This window comes from Peribacillus suis, from assembly GCF_059384845.1.
In genome coordinates this window covers 16,968-36,004 of the sequence record NZ_CM182019.1, presented here as the reverse complement: position 1 = coordinate 36,004, position 19,037 = coordinate 16,968, and the positions used below count along the sequence as shown (strand labels likewise).

At 44.0% G+C, this 19,037-nt stretch carries 14 protein-coding genes, 3 tRNA genes, 3 rRNA genes, 1 other RNA gene and 1 other annotated feature; of the genes, 3 read left to right on the top strand and 18 right to left on the bottom strand.

What is annotated here, in order from left to right:
* Positions 1-34 precede the first annotated feature (34 nt).
* The 14 genes from AC503W_RS00175 to tadA form a co-directional block, all read right to left on the bottom strand.
* A complete protein-coding gene (locus AC503W_RS00175) occupies positions 35-1,504 on the bottom strand; it encodes an aminotransferase class I/II-fold pyridoxal phosphate-dependent enzyme (protein WP_494915654.1) in 1,470 nt (489 codons plus the stop codon).
* A gap of 181 nt (positions 1,505-1,685) precedes the next feature.
* Positions 1,686-1,904: a sigma factor G inhibitor Gin gene (locus AC503W_RS00170; protein WP_402875864.1), complete on the bottom strand. Its 219-nt coding sequence runs from the start codon at positions 1,902-1,904 to the stop codon at positions 1,686-1,688.
* Between the two features lie 252 nt (positions 1,905-2,156).
* A 5S ribosomal RNA gene (rrf, locus tag AC503W_RS00165) occupies positions 2,157-2,272 on the bottom strand.
* A gap of 64 nt (positions 2,273-2,336) precedes the next feature.
* Positions 2,337-5,270 (bottom strand): 23S ribosomal RNA (locus tag AC503W_RS00160).
* 101 nt (positions 5,271-5,371) lie between these two features.
* Positions 5,372-5,447, bottom strand: a tRNA-Ala gene (locus tag AC503W_RS00155).
* Positions 5,448-5,464: 17 nt separating this feature from the next.
* Positions 5,465-5,541, bottom strand: a tRNA-Ile gene (locus tag AC503W_RS00150).
* 113 nt (positions 5,542-5,654) lie between these two features.
* Positions 5,655-7,205 (bottom strand): 16S ribosomal RNA (locus AC503W_RS00145).
* Together the 16S, 23S and 5S rRNA genes with 2 tRNA genes alongside form the textbook arrangement of a ribosomal RNA operon.
* A 364-nt stretch (positions 7,206-7,569) precedes the next feature.
* Positions 7,570-7,839 carry a pro-sigmaK processing inhibitor BofA family protein gene (locus AC503W_RS00140; RefSeq protein ID WP_402876139.1) on the bottom strand — a complete coding sequence of 90 codons (270 nt, stop codon included), beginning with the start codon at positions 7,837-7,839 and terminating at the stop codon, positions 7,570-7,572.
* Positions 7,840-7,941: 102 nt separating this feature from the next.
* Positions 7,942-8,160 carry a YaaL family protein gene (locus tag AC503W_RS00135; protein ID WP_402959830.1) on the bottom strand — a complete coding sequence of 73 codons (219 nt, stop codon included), beginning with the start codon at positions 8,158-8,160 and terminating at the stop codon, positions 7,942-7,944.
* 20 nt (positions 8,161-8,180) lie between these two features.
* Positions 8,181-8,777 (bottom strand): recombination mediator RecR, encoded by a 597-nt coding sequence (gene recR / locus AC503W_RS00130; protein ID WP_402876135.1) that lies wholly within the window; start codon positions 8,775-8,777, stop codon positions 8,181-8,183.
* Positions 8,778-8,837: 60 nt separating this feature from the next.
* A complete protein-coding gene (locus AC503W_RS00125) occupies positions 8,838-9,155 on the bottom strand; it encodes a YbaB/EbfC family nucleoid-associated protein (RefSeq protein ID WP_494917231.1) in 318 nt (105 codons plus the stop codon).
* Between the two features lie 21 nt (positions 9,156-9,176).
* Positions 9,177-10,865 (bottom strand): DNA polymerase III subunit gamma/tau, encoded by a 1,689-nt coding sequence (dnaX, locus tag AC503W_RS00120; protein WP_407406871.1) that lies wholly within the window; start codon positions 10,863-10,865, stop codon positions 9,177-9,179.
* Between the two features lie 163 nt (positions 10,866-11,028).
* An RNA gene (ffs, locus tag AC503W_RS00115) (signal recognition particle sRNA large type) lies at positions 11,029-11,293 on the bottom strand.
* Positions 11,294-11,435: 142 nt separating this feature from the next.
* Positions 11,436-11,942, bottom strand: coding sequence for a tRNA adenosine(34) deaminase TadA (gene tadA / locus AC503W_RS00110; protein WP_494915651.1), 507 nt, complete (start codon positions 11,940-11,942; stop codon positions 11,436-11,438).
* 137 nt (positions 11,943-12,079) lie between these two features.
* Here tadA and AC503W_RS00105 point away from each other — a divergent pair, with 137 nt between their 5' ends.
* From AC503W_RS00105 to AC503W_RS00095, 3 genes are all read left to right on the top strand, one after another.
* A complete protein-coding gene (locus tag AC503W_RS00105) occupies positions 12,080-12,628 on the top strand; it encodes a cysteine hydrolase family protein (protein WP_494915650.1) in 549 nt (182 codons plus the stop codon).
* Between the two features lie 153 nt (positions 12,629-12,781).
* Positions 12,782-13,432 carry a deoxynucleoside kinase gene (locus AC503W_RS00100; protein WP_402876129.1) on the top strand — a complete coding sequence of 217 codons (651 nt, stop codon included), beginning with the start codon at positions 12,782-12,784 and terminating at the stop codon, positions 13,430-13,432.
* Entirely contained in the window at positions 13,419-14,090 is a 672-nt protein-coding gene (locus AC503W_RS00095) for a deoxynucleoside kinase (protein WP_402876127.1), read from the top strand. The genes AC503W_RS00100 and AC503W_RS00095 overlap by 14 nt, the downstream gene beginning before the upstream one ends.
* Before the next feature lie 121 nt (positions 14,091-14,211).
* Here the strand turns inward: AC503W_RS00095 and AC503W_RS00090 are convergent.
* From AC503W_RS00090 to guaB, 4 genes are all read right to left on the bottom strand, one after another.
* A tRNA-Ser gene (locus AC503W_RS00090) sits at positions 14,212-14,304 on the bottom strand.
* A 129-nt stretch (positions 14,305-14,433) separates the two neighbouring features.
* Positions 14,434-15,714 carry a serine--tRNA ligase gene (gene serS, locus AC503W_RS00085; protein WP_402876126.1) on the bottom strand — a complete coding sequence of 427 codons (1,281 nt, stop codon included), beginning with the start codon at positions 15,712-15,714 and terminating at the stop codon, positions 14,434-14,436.
* 62 nt (positions 15,715-15,776) lie between these two features.
* Positions 15,777-16,004, bottom strand: a binding site (T-box leader).
* Between the two features lie 67 nt (positions 16,005-16,071).
* Positions 16,072-17,388 (bottom strand): D-alanyl-D-alanine carboxypeptidase family protein, encoded by a 1,317-nt coding sequence (locus AC503W_RS00080; protein ID WP_402876124.1) that lies wholly within the window; start codon positions 17,386-17,388, stop codon positions 16,072-16,074.
* 173 nt (positions 17,389-17,561) lie between these two features.
* Positions 17,562-19,025 carry an IMP dehydrogenase gene (gene guaB / locus AC503W_RS00075; protein ID WP_402876122.1) on the bottom strand — a complete coding sequence of 488 codons (1,464 nt, stop codon included), beginning with the start codon at positions 19,023-19,025 and terminating at the stop codon, positions 17,562-17,564.
* Positions 19,026-19,037 lie beyond the last annotated feature (12 nt).

Sequence of the window (19,037 nt, the reverse complement as noted above, 5' to 3'; positions counted from 1 at the left end):
TACCTCCAAGGTTCTTTGTTTGTAGTATATCATTTTATCCAACCTGGCTGCCCTCATAAACAATCAGCTTCCCGCTTGAAAGGAAAGAACCTCCATGGAATCTTGAATCCAATGCTAACAGTCTCCCTAAATTATCGATATGCTCTGATGTAATCATTTCCCCGGTCATAATCAAGGGGATGCCAGGAGGATAAGGAATGACCATTTCCGCAGATACCGCACCGATTGCTTTTCCAAACTCAACTTGGACCGTACTTTTTTGTTTCATGACAGAGTATGGATAGGCAAGGCTCGTCATGGCGTTTTTACCGAGTGCACTTTGTGGAACAACTTCTTCATCTTGTTCTCCTGATCTATCTTTCATCGCACTTGATGCTCTTTCGATTTTTTTGATGATTTCCTTAAAAGGAAAATACTGTTCTTCCTTTACTAAAGGAAGAGTCATCAAAAGATTGTAGGGATCCGCAAGTTCCGGATATAGGTTTTCCCCTTCAAATAACTTCTGTAACTGAAATCCACTTAAGCCTGTCGTGGACTGGATGACGACTTTCAAGGGGTCGGCAGACGTTCCCAATGGTGCCTCCAGTACTCGTATCGTGCCGAGCTTGCCCAACTCCCCTCTGAATTCTGAAATCCTTTTGATGAGCTGGTTTTGGTCTTCTGTTGTAAATGATGCTAGATATCCGCGCGCTAAGTCAAGAGACCCCATGATGGGATAAGAAGGACTGCTCGATTGTAGCATTTGTAAATAGAAAGTCATCTTGTCCAAATCCAACAAATCAGAATGAATATGAAGGTAGGACCCCATCGTCATGGCTGGCAATGTTTTATGGGCTGAGTGTACAACTGCATCGGCTCCCGCCAGTATCGCGGAGTCGGGAAAAAGGCTTCCCAATTGAAAGTGAGCACCATGTGCCTCATCTACCAACACGGGAATACCTCTTTCATGTGCCATTTTTACAAGGCCAGACAATCCTTTTTCAGCAAGTCCATAGTAATTCGGGTTGGTCAATATGACAGCCTTGGCATCCGAATGTACATCCAAGGCCTCACCCAATAGATCTGAACTGATGCCACCCGCTACTTCCCATTCCCGATAAAATATAGGTTGTAAAAAAACAGGCCGTACATTTGCCAACATCAGGCCATGCAAGATCGATTTATGACAATTCCTTTGAACCAGTACCTTGTCTCCCTCCCCACAGGCCGCAAGGATCATGGCTAGGTTACCTACAGTTGTTCCATTGACCAAAAAATAACTCTTCTGGACTCCATATAAGTCAGCAAGTAGTCTCTCTGCTTCCAATATGACACCTTCTGGAGCGTGTAGATCATCCAGGCCACTTATTTCCGTAGCGTCTATTCCAAGTAGGGGCTTATAGAGTGCACGACCTTTTTCATTGAACACTTGACCATTTTTATGGCCCGGGACATGTAATGAAATGGGTCCCTTTTTATATAAATTGCTCATCGCATCGAACAATGGCGTATGTAATTGATTCATTTCCCTCTTCCTTCAACATCATAATGTTCTTCATTTTATCAAATTTGTCCAAGATTATCTTATCTAAAAGGTAAAAGTTCAATCAAGCGTTCGTTTCCCTCCTCATGGAAAAAGAGTTAGAGAATAAAGAAATCGCCATTTCTTTATTCTCTAACTCTACAACTATCTACAACTACTTACATTATGAACAAATTTCCGGATTCGTAATTTTCCTTAACTGTTTCAAATAGTACTTATACCTGGGGTCATTCGTATCCGTCCCAATCATATCCCTTTCGCATTCTTCACAGATGAAAGTTGTATATAGGTGTATCCCCATGCCTTTTACTTGTTCACATACCACGCACGATTCCCCTGCTGTTGTTTTGGTTGTTGTTTTCCCCAACATCTCCACCTCCATAGCTGCATTCTCCCCAAAAACCATTGTCCGCATACATAGAATTAAAATAGTTTAAGAGAACTCGGGGCTGCTTTTAATAATGTATGATAATGGCTTACATTAGGTGTATGTCTATATAAAAATTCCCCGTCTCCGAGATTGTTTTCATAAAAAATAATTTCTCATTTGAAGTTCAATAATCAGATTCCATAATGCAACTCGTTTTTTCTGCACACAAAAAAAGGCCAAGCCTAATGGCTGACCTTTGAAATGGCTTGGCGGCGTCCTACTCTCACAGGGGGAAACCCCCAACTACCATCGGCGCTGAAGAGCTTAACTGCCGTGTTCGGAATGGGAACGGGTGTGACCTCTTCGCTATCGCCACCAAACATATCAGGAACGTTGTTCCTTCAAAACTAGATAATATCAGAAGGTGTTCATCTTTTTAAAGCGTTGGTTAAGTCCTCGATCTATTAGTATCAGTCAGCTCCACATGTCGCCACGCTTCCACCTCTGACCTATCAACCTGATCATCTTTCAGGGATCTTACTAGCTTGCGCCATGGGAAATCTCATCTTGAGGGGGGCTTCATGCTTAGATGCTTTCAGCACTTATCCCTTCCGCACGTAGCTACCCAGCTATGCCTTTGGCAAGACAACTGGTACACCAGCGGTGCGTCCATCCCGGTCCTCTCGTACTAAGGACAGCTCCTCTCAAATTTCCTGCGCCCGCGACGGATAGGGACCGAACTGTCTCACGACGTTCTGAACCCAGCTCGCGTACCGCTTTAATGGGCGAACAGCCCAACCCTTGGGACCGACTACAGCCCCAGGATGCGATGAGCCGACATCGAGGTGCCAAACCTCCCCGTCGATGTGGACTCTTGGGGGAGATAAGCCTGTTATCCCCGGGGTAGCTTTTATCCGTTGAGCGATGGCCCTTCCATGCGGAACCACCGGATCACTAAGCCCGACTTTCGTCCCTGCTCGACTTGTAGGTCTCGCAGTCAAGCTCCCTTGTGCCTTTACACTCTGCGAATGATTTCCAACCATTCTGAGGGAACCTTTGGGCGCCTCCGTTACTCTTTAGGAGGCGACCGCCCCAGTCAAACTGCCCACCTGACACTGTCTCCCACCCCGATAAGGGGCGCGGGTTAGAATTTCAATACAGCCAGGGTAGTATCCCACCAACGCCTCCACCGAAGCTAGCGCTCCGGCTTCTCAGGCTCCTACCTATCCTGTACAAGCTGTAACAAAATTCAATATCAGGCTGCAGTAAAGCTCCACGGGGTCTTTCCGTCCTGTCGCGGGTAACCTGCATCTTCACAGGTACTATAATTTCACCGAGTCTCTCGTTGAGACAGTGCCCAGATCGTTACACCTTTCGTGCGGGTCGGAACTTACCCGACAAGGAATTTCGCTACCTTAGGACCGTTATAGTTACGGCCGCCGTTTACTGGGGCTTCGGTTCAAAGCTTCGCTTGCGCTAACCTCTCCCCTTAACCTTCCAGCACCGGGCAGGTGTCAGCCCCTATACTTCGCCTTGCGGCTTCGCAGAGACCTGTGTTTTTGCTAAACAGTCGCCTGGGCCTATTCACTGCGGCTTTTCTGGGCTATTCACCCTAAAAAGCACCCCTTCTCCCGAAGTTACGGGGTCATTTTGCCGAGTTCCTTAACGAGAGTTCTCTCGCACACCTTAGGATTCTCTCCTCGCCTACCTGTGTCGGTTTGCGGTACGGGCACCTTACATCTCACTAGAGGCTTTTCTTGGCAGTGTGGAATCAGGAACTTCGGTACTATATTTCCCTCGCCATCACAGCTCCGCCTTAATGGAAACGGGATTTGCCTCGTTTCCGGCCTAACTGCTTGGACGCGCATATCCAACAGCGCGCTTACCCTATCCTTCTGCGTCCCCCCATCGTTCAAACGATGTATAGGTGGTACAGGAATATCAACCTGTTGTCCATCGCCTACGCCTTTCGGCCTCGGCTTAGGTCCCGACTAACCCTGAGCGGACGAGCCTTCCTCAGGAAACCTTAGGCATTCGGTGGAAGGGATTCTCACCCTTCTTTCGCTACTCATACCGGCATTCTCACTTCTAAGCGCTCCACCAGTCCTTACGGTCTGACTTCAACGCCCTTAGAACGCTCTCCTACCATCGACACCATACGGTGTCAATCCACAGCTTCGGTGATACGTTTAGCCCCGGTACATTTTCGGCGCGGAGTCACTCGACCAGTGAGCTATTACGCACTCTTTAAATGGTGGCTGCTTCTGAGCCAACATCCTGGTTGTCTAAGCAACTCCACATCCTTTTCCACTTAACGTATACTTTGGGACCTTAGCTGGTGGTCTGGGCTGTTTCCCTTTCGACTACGGATCTTATCACTCGCAGTCTGACTCCCAAGAATAAGTATTTGGCATTCGGAGTTTGACTGAATTCGGTAACCCGTTGGGGGCCCCTAGTCCAATCAGTGCTCTACCTCCAATACTCTCATCTTGAGGCTAGCCCTAAAGCTATTTCGGAGAGAACCAGCTATCTCCAGGTTCGATTGGAATTTCTCCGCTACCCACACCTCATCCCCGCACTTTTCAACGTGCGTGGGTTCGGGCCTCCATTCAGTGTTACCTGAACTTCACCCTGGACATGGGTAGATCACCTGGTTTCGGGTCTACGACCTCATACTCATTCGCCCTATTCAGACTCGCTTTCGCTGCGGCTCCGTCTTATCAACTTAACCTCGCATGAAATCGTAACTCGCCGGTTCATTCTACAAAAGGCACGCCATTACCCATTAACGGGCTTTGACTACTTGTAGGCACACGGTTTCAGGATCTATTTCACTCCCCTTCCGGGGTGCTTTTCACCTTTCCCTCACGGTACTGGTTCACTATCGGTCACTAGGTAGTATTTAGCCTTGGGAGATGGTCCTCCCTGCTTCCGACGGGATTTCTCGTGTCCCGCCGTACTCAGGATCCACTCAGGAGGGAACGAAGTTTCAACTACAGGGTTTTTACCTTCTTTGACGGACCTTTCCAGGTCACTTCATTTACCCCGTTCCTTTGTAACTCCATATTGAGTGTCCTACAACCCCAAGAGGCAAGCCTCTTGGTTTGGGCTACATTCCGTTTCGCTCGCCGCTACTCAGGAAATCGCTATTGCTTTCTCTTCCTCCGGGTACTTAGATGTTTCAGTTCCCCGGGTCTGCCTTCAATACCCTATGTATTCAGGTAGAGATACTGTTCCATTACGAACAGTGGGTTTCCCCATTCGGAAATCTCCGGATCAAAGCTTACTTACAGCTCCCCGAAGCATATCGGTGTTAGTCCCGTCCTTCATCGGCTCCTAGTGCCAAGGCATCCACCGTGCGCCCTTTCTAACTTAACCGTTAAAAAGATCTTACTGATGCTTTGAAAAAAATTAATTGCCTTCTATCTATTATCTAGTTTTCAAGGAACAAGTGTCTCAATCACAAAGTGATTGAATATTGGTGGAGCCTAGCGGGATCGAACCGCTGACCTCCTGCGTGCAAGGCAGGCGCTCTCCCAGCTGAGCTAAGGCCCCATTTAAAAAGGAATGAATGGTGGGCCTAAATGGACTCGAACCATCGACCTCACGCTTATCAGGCGTGCGCTCTAACCAGCTGAGCTATAGGCCCATTCACATAAAATAATAAGCTTCTGCTTTCCAAGCTTATTGTGGGATATTATTTAGGAATGAATTACTCATTCAAAACTGAACAAAACAAAAGCGCTCTCGTATTATCCTTAGAAAGGAGGTGATCCAGCCGCACCTTCCGATACGGCTACCTTGTTACGACTTCACCCCAATCATCTGTCCCACCTTAGGCGGCTGGCTCCATAAAGGTTACCTCACCGACTTCGGGTGTTACAAACTCTCGTGGTGTGACGGGCGGTGTGTACAAGGCCCGGGAACGTATTCACCGCGGCATGCTGATCCGCGATTACTAGCGATTCCGGCTTCATGCAGGCGAGTTGCAGCCTACAATCCGAACTGAGAATGGCTTTATGGGATTCGCTTACCTTCGCAGGTTTGCAGCCCTTTGTACCATCCATTGTAGCACGTGTGTAGCCCAGGTCATAAGGGGCATGATGATTTGACGTCATCCCCACCTTCCTCCGGTTTGTCACCGGCAGTCACCTTAGAGTGCCCAACTGAATGCTGGCAACTAAGATCAAGGGTTGCGCTCGTTGCGGGACTTAACCCAACATCTCACGACACGAGCTGACGACAACCATGCACCACCTGTCACTCTGTCCCCCGAAGGGGAACGTCCTATCTCTAGGAGTGTCAGAGGATGTCAAGACCTGGTAAGGTTCTTCGCGTTGCTTCGAATTAAACCACATGCTCCACCGCTTGTGCGGGCCCCCGTCAATTCCTTTGAGTTTCAACCTTGCGGTCGTACTCCCCAGGCGGAGTGCTTAATGCGTTAGCTGCAGCACTAAAGGGCGGAAACCCTCTAACACTTAGCACTCATCGTTTACGGCGTGGACTACCAGGGTATCTAATCCTGTTTGCTCCCCACGCTTTCGCGCCTCAGTGTCAGTTACAGACCAGAAAGTCGCCTTCGCCACTGGTGTTCCTCCAAATCTCTACGCATTTCACCGCTACACTTGGAATTCCACTTTCCTCTTCTGCACTCAAGTTCCCCAGTTTCCAATGACCCTCCACGGTTGAGCCGTGGGCTTTCACATCAGACTTAAAGAACCACCTGCGCGCGCTTTACGCCCAATAATTCCGGACAACGCTTGCCACCTACGTATTACCGCGGCTGCTGGCACGTAGTTAGCCGTGGCTTTCTGGTTAGGTACCGTCAAGGTACCAGCAGTTACTCTGGTACTTGTTCTTCCCTAACAACAGAACTTTACGACCCGAAGGCCTTCTTCGTTCACGCGGCGTTGCTCCGTCAGACTTTCGTCCATTGCGGAAGATTCCCTACTGCTGCCTCCCGTAGGAGTCTGGGCCGTGTCTCAGTCCCAGTGTGGCCGATCACCCTCTCAGGTCGGCTACGCATCGTCGCCTTGGTGAGCCATTACCTCACCAACTAGCTAATGCGCCGCGGGCCCATCTATAAGTGACAGCCGAAACCGTCTTTCCATCTTCTCTCATGCGAGAAAAGAACATATCCGGTATTAGCTCCGGTTTCCCGAAGTTATCCCAGTCTTATAGGCAGGTTGCCCACGTGTTACTCACCCGTCCGCCGCTAATCTCAGGGAGCAAGCTCCCATCGATTCGCTCGACTTGCATGTATTAGGCACGCCGCCAGCGTTCGTCCTGAGCCAGGATCAAACTCTCCGAAGAAATGTTTGACTTGCTCATTTTGCTTTTTTATAGTGTGTGCTCACTCAAAATTTACGTTGGCGCTTTGTTTTGTTCAGTTTTCAAAGAGCAATTATTCAATCACTTACCTCGTAAGCGACTTTATTATCTTACCACGCATCCAAACTCTTGTCAACATTTATTTATGTTGTTTTGTTGGTTGAATGTTTATTAATTTGTTTGTCATTGTTGCGACTCCTAATATATTATCAGGTTGTTTTATTTCCGTCAATAGATATTTTACTATTTTATAAAAAATACATGGCTTGCCTCCACTTTCGTTAAATCAATAGAAGCTTCAAGGAGTTTTCCTTGAAACTTCTTTCAACACCTTCCGCTTTCACTTCTATACTATCCAGTATCCGATAGCCGCTAGAGCAGCAACTCCCGGTATCCCAAGCAGTCCAGCAACCGCAGAGGTCACTAAATTGATCGGGACATGAATACCCGCTTGATTACCCAGCATATTAAGGAAGAATAAAAAAGCTGCCCCAATGATGACTTTTATAATGCCTTGTCCTATAAATCGAATGGGTTTCAATGGTGCTCCTATAATTAAAAGAACAAGAATCAAACCGCCAATTACAGCCACAAAAACAATTGGTTCCAATCTCATACCTCCCCACAAGCTTGTATTACACTTATATGTTGGATGATACAGATAAAGAACCGGCCCAAAAAAATGGTTATAAAGGAAACCCCTTATAACCACGGTCTATCATCTTTGTATGCGTACATTTCTTCTTTTCACTTCTCTAAATAAGTAGAAATACTTCACTTCCGCTAACCTCGTTTGTGCGATTACTTCTACAGATGGGTCTACACTTTTTTCAAGTAAGGATTTTTGGTTATGCCAATTCCTTTTCAACTGTTCAAGTTCCCCTATCAACGCCTCATTATATTCGTTTCGAAGCTGTTTTTTTTTACGAAAGAACACGCGGAGTCCTCCAAGCTATCTTATATTTCTCTTCTTCCTTCTATTGCTTTTGATAGAGTCACTTCATCTGCATACTCCAAGTCCCCTCCAACCGGAAGTCCGTGAGCAATCCGCGTCACTTTAATTCCCGATGGTTTAAGCAACCGGGAAATGTACATGGCCGTCGCTTCTCCTTCGATATTAGGATTCGTGGCCAATATGACCTCCTGTACCGTTTCATCTTGAAGTCGCTTCAATAAATCAGGAATATTTATATCTTCCGGACCAATACCGTCCATTGGCGAAATACTGCCATGCAATACATGATACAGGCCATTGAATTCCCTCATCTTTTCCATGGCTATGACATCCTTAGGGTCCTGCACGACACATATCAAGTCCCTATCTCTTCTTTGATCCTCGCAAATATAGCAAGGATCCTGATCCGTTATGTGCCCGCATACTGTGCAGTACATGAGATTTCGCTTTGCATTCACCAACGCTTTCGCAAAATCCAAAACAGTATCTTCTTTCATGCTCAGTACATGAAAGGCTAATCGAGCCGCAGTTTTCGGCCCTATCCCCGGCAATTTCATAAAGCTATCAATAAGCTTGGAAATCGGTTCTGGATAATGCATCAAATTCCTCCTAAAATTTCAAAAGAAACCCCCTGGAAAGGAAGTTTCTTTTAAACTTGCTTAAAACATGCCTGGAAGGTTCATTCCCTTGGTGAATTGTCCCATCGTTTGGCTTGTTAGTTCTTCTGCCTTTTTCAAAGCATCATTGGTAGCAGCCAACACTAGATCTTGCAGCATATCGATATCATCCGGGTCAACGACTTCCTGTTTGATAATGACATCTACGATTTCCTTATGTCCGGTTACAATAACCGTTACCATTCCGCCACCAGCTGTTCCTTCAATCTTCTTTTCACCTAACTCTTCTTGTGCCTCTGCCATTTTCTTTTGCATTTTTTGCATTTGTTTCATCATATTTTGCATATTACCGCCACGCATACCCATTTTTCCTACCTCCAATTATTCTTTAATTTCGAGCAAATCATCTCCGACTAACTTTCTTGCTTCGGCTATGAAAGGGTCTTCTTCTTTTGATTCCGTTTCTTCTGGGCCTTCAAACTGTTGTGTTGAAATAAAATCCTCCCGCAACTTCTGCCACTGACTCTCCGGAACTCCGGCTATCTCCATACGATGACCAGTTAATTGCTGCATGATAGAGGCGATCACTTCTATGAAACGGTTATTTTCCATCGCCATTTGGCAATGAATATCATATTTGAATTTTACCACAAAAGCTTCCGTAGACGCAGCAACAGGTTCTGCTTCCGTCAACAGAGCCGCGAGTGACTTTTGGTTTTGCTGCCCTAACTGTTCAAGCACTTCCCCCCATTTACTCTTTACACCCTGTAAATTAGGTTTCGTAGCTTGCTTCAATACTTGGTTTATCTTTCCCGTCGGCGCCTTGTAAGCCTTTTTCATCGACCGTTGGGGTTTTGCCTGTTCCGCCGGTTTTTCAGAAACAACGGCAGCAATTCCATTTTGCTGTAAATCCATCATTTGTTTTTCCAACGCTTCTATCTTTTGAAGCAATTGTTGGACCTTCCCGTTATCCATTTCATTAGGCTTTTGCTCATTACATAGCTTCACCAGGGAAACTTCCAGGAATATACGGGGATGGTTCGTCCACCTCATATCTTGTTGCGTTTGGTTGAAACTTTCAATAATCGAATAGATCGATTTAGAAGGGATCACTTCTGCCAACTCCTTGAATTGCGGGTCAATCAACACCCTTTCAAAGGATTCTGCAAGAGATGGGGCAGCCTGGAACAGAAGCATGTCACGGAAATAATAAATCATATCTTCAATGAAGCGGGCTGGGTCTTTTCCCATAGCCAATAATTCATCAAGGACTTCAAGAGCCACGGCAACTTCCTTATCGTATATCGCTTTCGCCAATCTACTTAAGAACGATTGAGACACGGAGCCCGTTACCGTTAAAGCATCTTCCACCGATACCGTTTCGGAACTGAATGAAATGGCCTGGTCAAGTAGACTAAGCGCATCACGCATCCCGCCCTCGGCTGCTCTGGCAATGATGTGAAGAGCCTGCTCATCACAGGAAATCCCACTCTCGGCGATGATTTGTGACATCCGTCCGACAATGTCCTGTGGTTGTATTCTTTTAAAATCAAATCGCTGACAGCGGGAAATGATCGTTAATGGAATTTTATGAGGTTCAGTCGTCGCCAATATGAAAATGACGTGCTTTGGTGGTTCTTCCAATGTTTTTAATAAGGCATTAAACGCCCCCTGCGAAAGCATGTGTACCTCATCAATAATATAAACTTTATATGTAACCGCATTCGGTGCATATTTGACCTTATCACGAATGTCACGGATTTCTTCGACGCCATTATTGGATGCTGCATCTATTTCAATAACATCTGATATGGAGCCATCGGTGATTCCGCGGCAAGTAGCACATTCGTTACAGGGTTCACTTGTAGGCGCATGTTCGCAGTTAACTGCTTTTGCAAGTATTTTGGCCGCACTCGTTTTCCCTGTCCCACGCGGTCCCGAGAATAAATAGGCATGGGAAACTTTTTGCCCGACAAGAGCATTCTGCAACGTTTTCGTCACATGCCCCTGTCCAACAACATCAATGAACTGTTGTGGCCGCCACACTCGGTATAATGCCTGATACCCCACGGAAATCCCTCCTTATTTTCTCCATCATTTCTATTATACCGTACTGGTTTCCTTAATTTCAAAATCCATTAAAGAAAAATGCTCCGATGAACCGAATTACCTTCTTAACGCGCAAAAAAACCCACCCTTTACGAATGAGTTTTTTGATTATGTAAAATAACTGCCGTGCACCTTCCGTCGATTAGCAACCATAAGCGTTACTTAAGCAGTTAGCTCAGCCCAGGCAACCCTGCGGCACATGAGAACTTCCACTTAATGCTGCTTCCTTCCGGACCTGACATGGTTCATGGAGACCCATTGCGCAGGACCCGGGCGTCAACACCACTTACTTAAGGCAGACCCTACAGAATGCTAACCTCGAGAAGGAATTCAACCTCGCTAGAGCGGATTGCGAGTACAGGGCACCGCTACCTCCCCGTCTAGCACGGCAAATGTGAGACCAATATTCATAGCGTCACTACGACGCATATCTTATTATACTAAGGTTATAAAAAAAACGCAAGTGTTGGGCAAGGAATGGCAATGCTCCATTTTTTAGGAGGTGAAAAACCGACACTTAGTTTCACGTCATTAATTTTCTGTTACCTGGCTTTCTTCCCTTTTCTTTTGCTTCAGCGCTTTCTTTCGATTCCTCAGTTGTTTAAAGAAAGCTGTTAAAATCCCGCCACACTCTTCTTCGAGCACACCGCTCGTAACCTCACATTGATGATTGAACCGCTGATCTTGAAGTAAGTCCATAAAGGTTCCCGCACAGCCTGCTTTTGGATCATGGGCACCAAATACGACCCGTTTCACCCTTGACTGCAGAATTGCGCCAGCACACATCGGGCATGGCTCCAGTGTGACATAAAGCGTCGCCTCTTCAAGTCGCCAACTACCAAGTTCCACACACGCTTCATTGATGGCAAGCAGCTCCGCATGGGCTATCGCGTTTTGGTCCGTTTCCCGCAAATTATGACCTCTCGCAACGATCCGGTCTTCTATAACTATCACGGCCCCAATTGGTACTTCATTCAGTTGGCGCGCTTTCTCAGCTTCACCCAAGGCTATGTTCATATAATATATATCATCTTTCATGAAAAAACCCCCTTTTACTAAGTAGGAGTAAATAGACAAATATAAGACAAAATAAAGGTCAACTACTTATTCTAATGAATAGTACCGTAAGCAGCTACCTGTCGCAAGTAATTTTGCATACTTAAGGAGGATACTACATGAACCGACCTGATTCCCCTTCAATCGCCCTACTGATTATCGATATGATCAATGACTTTAATTTCGATAATGGTGATATGCTCCTTCAACATACTAAAGCTATCATGAAACCGATAATAGAATTAAAAAGATATATGAAAGAAAATGGCTATCCAATCATTTATATTAACGATCACTATAAGTTATGGCAGGCCGATTACAATAAAATCATCGAGACCTGCAAAAATGAAAGAAATGCTAATCTAATAGAAAGAATCAAACCAGAGCAAGATGAGTTCTTCTTAATCAAACCGAAGCATTCCGCTTTTTATGGAACGGCGCTGAACACGCTTCTCCATCAACTTCATGTAAAACGTTTGATCCTCACAGGGATTGCCGGTAACATCTGTGTCCTTTTCACAGCCAACGATGCTTATATGAGAGAATATGAATTATGGGTTCCTGAAGATTGTATCGCTTCTGCCTCAAAGGATGATAACTATTATGCACTGACCATGATGAACCACGTCCTTAGAGCTTCTACAAGGAAAAGTTCATTGGATTTTTAAGTATTTTCTTTCGTGCTTACCAGTCATTCTCTACAATTTGGAACCAACAAAATACCACAGAATCCTCCCAGTTGTGTTACAATATCTTTTGGCTGAAAAACATAACAAACTGGAAGTTTCAGTCCGATACCTCATTGAAGGAGGACAGAATGGATGAAAACCATCCCATTTATCACTGTCGAAGGACCAATTGGTGTGGGAAAAACATCACTTGCAAAAGTAATTTCTGATCACTTCAACATTTCTTTATTGAAAGAAATCGTTGATGAAAATCCATTTCTCGGGAAATTTTACGATAATATCGATGAGTGGAGCTTTCAAACAGAGATGTTTTTTCTATGTAACCGTTATAAGCAATTAGAAGATATTGAAACCAAGTTTCTCACCAATGAACAAGCCGTGGTGGCTGATTATCATATATTCAAGAATTTGATTTTTGCAGAACGAACGTTAAAGGACGAACAGTACAATAAATACATTGAAATATTTAATATTTTAACTCGAGACATGCCCAAGCCAAATATGGTCATTTATTTGAATGCTAGTTTAGACACACTCTTAACTCGAATTAGCAAAAGAGGGCGTGAATTCGAAAAAAATATCAGTCCTAGTTACCTACAACAGCTATCCTCAGATTATCAAATATTCATGGAAACGTTCGAACAACAGCACCCAGACATACCCGTCCTCACATTTAATGGGGATGATTTAGACTTCGTCGGGAACAAGAACGATCTAAATATGATGATTAACCAAATAGAGAATGCCCTGCAAAAAGGAGTAGTACCACATGAACTTGCGTAAAAAGTATAATATCCCGAACAATGCTGTCATTACAATAGCCGGTACGGTTGGCGTAGGTAAATCGACGATGACGAATGCCTTGGCGGATGCCCTGCAATTCAGGACATCCTTTGAAAAGGTGGATGCCAACCCTTATCTTGATAAATTCTATGATGATTTTGATCGTTGGAGTTTCCACCTGCAAATCTATTTCCTCGCTGAACGTTTTAAAGAGCAGAAAAAGATTTTCGAGTATGGCGGTGGCTTCATTCAGGACCGATCCATTTATGAAGATACGGGGATTTTTGCGAAAATGCACTATGAAAAAGGCACTATGAATGAAGTGGACTACGAAACGTATACCAGCCTGTTCAACGCCATGGTGCTGACACCTTACTTCCCCCACCCCGATTTGGTTATCTATCTTGAGGGTTCAATCGATGATATCCTTAATCGAATCCAAGTACGTGGACGTCCGATGGAACAGCATACACCGATTGAATATTGGCAGGAAATGCACAATCGTTACGAGGAATGGATCAATCAATTCAATGCCTGTCCGGTCCTTCGTTTAAACATTAATGAATATGATCTTATGCATGATGAAGCTAGCATCGAACCTCTTATAAAACGGATTGCTGAATACATGGAACAAACCCGTTTACTACGTAATAAATAAAGAAAAACCATTGGCGTTGTTGCCAATGGTTTTTTTGTTATATCAGAAAACAAAAATCCCGTTACATTTCTGTAACGGGACAACGATATCCAATTTATGCGCTGTGGTTATTAATAAGTTATGGAGGAGGTAGAGGGATTCGAACCCCCGCGGGATTTGACTCCCCTGTCGGTTTTCAAGACCGATCCCTTCAGCCGAACTTGGGTATACCTCCGTATCAACATTTATTATATTACACCGATTCACAAAAGAAGTCAAGCACTCTTAGAACACTTTTTTAAAATAATTATTAGTGGACCAGATTACCCTTTTCGGGGTCTGGTCCACATTATGATTTTAAACATTATTTTGGCTTGATGACTTCCGCACCACGCATATACGGGCGTAATACTTCAGGGATGATGACCGTGCCGTCTTCCTGTTGATAGTTTTCCAAAAGAGCGGCTACTGTCCGTCCAATGGCAAGACCTGATCCATTCAATGTATGAACGTGTTCCGGTTTGCCTTTCGCCTCACGACGGAAACGGATATTGGCCCGTCTAGCCTGGAATGCCTCAAAGTTACTGCATGATGAGATTTCCCGGTAGGTTCCATAGCTTGGAATCCATACTTCAAGGTCATATTTTTTAGCGGCAGTAAATCCAAGGTCACCCGTACACATACTCAGCACTCGGTAAGGCAATCCAAGTAATTGAAGAACTTTCTCGGCATGACCTGTAAGCTTTTCTAATTCTGCGTATGAATCTTCCGGCTTCACGAATTTAACTAATTCCACTTTGTTGAATTGATGCTGGCGAATTAACCCGCGTGTATCCCGGCCTGCAGAACCTGCTTCTGAACGGAAAGATGCACTATATGCCGCATAGCTGATTGGCAGATCATCGGCACTCAAGATTTCATCACGATGGAAGTTGGTAACCGGTACTTCCGCAGTAGGAATCAAGAAATAATCCTCGCTTTCAATTCTGAATGCGTCTTCCTCGAACTTAGGCAGCTGTCCTGTACCTGTCATGCTTGCACGATTGACCATATAAGGAGGCAGCATTTCCTCATATCCATGTTCTTCGACATGTAAATCCAGCATAAAGCTAATCAATGCACGTTCCAAACGGGCACCAAGACCTCTATAAAAGACAAAACGACTACCCGTCACTTTCGCAGCTCTTTCGAAGTCCAGTATTCCTAGATCACCAGCCACATCCCAATGGGGCTTAGGTTCGAATGTGAATTCCGGCAATTCACCCCATTTGCGAATTTCCACGTTATCATCTTCCGTTTCACCTACAGGAACACTTTCATGTGGAATATTCGGTATAGAAAGGAGCAACTTCTCTAATTGCGCTTCTACTTCACGTAGTTCTTCGTCATACCCCTTTATTTGATCGCCAACCTGACGCATCTCCGTAATCAGTTGGTCTGCATCTTTCTTCTCCCGTTTTAAAACGGCTACCTGTTGAGATACTTCATTTCGTTTACTTTTTAACTTTTCTGTATCGGCAATTAAAGACCGGCGTTTAACGTCCAGTTCCTCGAATTTACCCAAATCGGTCAAATCTTCTCCCCTGAATTGCAAAACATTTTTTAACTCTTCAAAGTTATTTCTTACGTATTTCAAGTCCAACATTACATTTCCTCCTTATTTACTGATGATTTTACTCGAGAACGCAAAAAACTCCCGTCCCCTGAAGAAGGGACGAGAGTTAACCCGCGTTGCCACCCTAGTTAAAGGTGTACGAAAAAACACCTTCCACTTATCACGATAACGGCTTTTAGCCGAAAGTAATTACTAACCTAGTAAAGGCGTTCCATACTTTACTCCAGGAGGGATTCATAAGACTCTCACACCGATTTGCACCAGCCACCGGCTCTCTTAAGAAAGAAGCACTTATTACTTTTTCCTGTCATGGTTTTCTCGAAATCAAATTGTTTTCCATAATGTACTATAATTTTACACATTACGCAACCATTTTATACACGAAAATTAAAACCAGCCTTTAACCGTAGAGGCTACACTGCTCCATACATCACCGAAGAATCCACCGATTGCGCGCATTGATAATACGAACCAGTTAGCTTTATCAACAGTTTCAGCAGCCACTAAATCGACTTTCGCTGTATCACTGTTAATAAATCCATAATCTTCACCCTGCTTAGGAGTTACAGCGATATAACCCAGCTTCTCCCCTTTTTTGATTGGGGCCGTTAACTTACCATCTTTATTCAACTTGCTTTTATCAACTACAACTTTAGTATTATATTGATCTTTTTCGCCGTTTTCGACTAGCATTTCAATCGCTTTCTTAGATTGAACTTTAATGCTGTCTTCCTTCCCTTTCACGACAGCCAGGCTCTTGCTACCTTTTACTTCGTAATTAGCAGGAAGGACTTTTTCTTTTTTAAATGTACTGTATGCATAATTCATCAGCTTAGTGCTATCGGCAAAACGTTCGTTTTTAGTAGTGGATTTCATCACTACCGTTATATAACGCTGCCCATCTCGGATGACTGTGCCCGTATGAGCGTAACCAGCGTAGTCTGTAGAACCTGTTTTAAGTCCATCTACACCCTCATATTCAAAAATTAGACCAGGTAACATCCAGTTGAAATTAGAATACTCTTTTCCATCTCGGAACTTCAGCTTAGAAATACTGGCATAATCTAATACTTCCGGATAGTCGTTAATTAGACGATAAGCAAGAAGTGCCGTATCTTTAGCTGTCATGACATTCTCTTCATCAGCCTTACCAGTAGGGTATTCCCCTAAAAGATCCGAGTTATTTAAACCACTCGCGTTAACAAATTTATAATGCTTCAGTCCTAATTTACCAGCTTTTTCATTCATCAATTTCACGAAATTCTTTTCACTGCCAGAAATTAGCTGCGCAAGAGCTACTGTTGCAGCATTTCCTGAATAGACAGCCATAGCTTGGTATAGTTCCTTAACTGTATAATCTTCTCCTTCAGTTAAGCCAATATTCGACAAGTTCGGTGCCTTTGAAAGATCGTGAACATACTTATTTATTTTAACCTTTTGATCCCAAGTGATTTTCCCATTTTTAATCGCTTCCATGATGATATACTCTGTCATCATTTTTGACATAGAAGCAATGCCTAAAACTTTATCGGCATTTTTTTCGTAGACGATTTGCCCTGTTACTCCATCAATGATGATGGCAGCCTCTGCCTTTAAGCCTAAATCAGTTTCAGCTTGAGCCTTCTGTGGTTGATAGGCAAATTGTGACATAACAAGAACAAAGACAAAAGTGAAAACGAGAGTAATCTTGCTGATTTTTTTCAATTTCCAATACCTCCAACTATTAAGCTTATCTCTATAGAATACAAAGAATTCTATGTAATCCCCTTGACACTTTGTCTAGTTTATCACAGAAAAAATAAAAAAAATAGACAGAGTAATCGAAGACCCTGTCTATTTTTACAATAAATTTTTATGACAATCATATGTTAATTTGATTACATAGAGTAATTGGGAGCTTCTTTGGTAATTTGTACATCATGTGGATGACTTTCTCTTAATCCAGCACCCGTCATCTTAACAAACTGAGCATTATCTCTCAACTCTTCTAATGAACCAGTTCCGCAATAACCCATACCGGACCGGATTCCACCAATTAACTGATAGATGGTTTCTGATAGTGGCCCTTTATAAGGAAGTCTGCCTTCAATTCCTTCTGGCACAAATTTCTTATTATCTTCTTGGAAATACCGATCTTTAGAACCCTTTTCCATAGCAGCAACGGAACCCATTCCCCGATATACTTTGAAACGGCGTCCTTGGAAAATTTCCGTTTCTCCAGGGCTCTCAGTTGTTCCGGCTAACATGCTACCTAGCATAACGGCATGACCACCTGCAGCAAGTGCCTTGACGATATCGCCCGAGTATTTAATTCCTCCATCTGCGATAATCGTTTTACCATGCTTTCTTGCTTCTGTAGCACAATCGTAAACAGCGGTGATTTGTGGGACACCCACACCGGCAACCACCCGAGTAGTACAAATTGAACCTGGTCCGATTCCCACTTTAACAACATCGGCTCCTGCCTCGATTAAAGCTTTCGTTCCTTCGGCAGTTGCAACGTTTCCTGCGATGATTGTTAAATTAGGATAAGCCTCACGGATATCTTTTACTACGTTAAGGACCCCAGCAGAGTGACCATGTGCCGTATCTAGTACAATAGCATCTACTTGAGACTTCACTAGCATTTCTACACGTTTCATTGTGTCTTTGGTTACTCCCACCGCTGCACCTGCAAGTAGTCTACCTTGCTTATCTTTAGCGGAATTAGGAAACTCGATGACTTTTTCAATATCTTTAATTGTAATAAGGCCCTTTAATACACCTTGATCATTTACAAGAGGTAGTTTTTCAATTTTATACTTTTGAAGAATCTTTTCAGCTTGTTCCAAGTTTGTTCCAACCGGGGCCGTCACAAGATTCTCCACAGTCATTACACTGGAAATTTTCAAGGAGAAATCGGAAATAAATCGCAAGTCACGGTTTGTAATGATACCAACGAGCTTTTGTTCCTCTTCATTATTAACGACAGGAACACCTGAGATCCGGTATTTACCCATTAAATGCTCTGCGTCAAACACTTGATGATCGGGCGTCAAGAAAAATGGATCCGTAATGACACCACTTTCTGACCGTTTTACTTTATCAACCAGTTCAGCTTGAGCCTCAATCGACATATTTTTATGAATGATACCTAATCCACCTTGACGGGCCATCGCAATTGCCATTTCAGCTTCTGTTACGGTATCCATTCCTGCACTGATGATAGGAAGGTTAAGCCTTAAATTTTCTGCTAGATTGACCTGAAGATTAACATCTTTCGGTAAAACCTCTGATTTTGCCGGTATTAATAGGACATCATCAAAAGTTAAACCCTCTTTTGCAAATTTATTTTCCCACATTTTTTTCCCCTC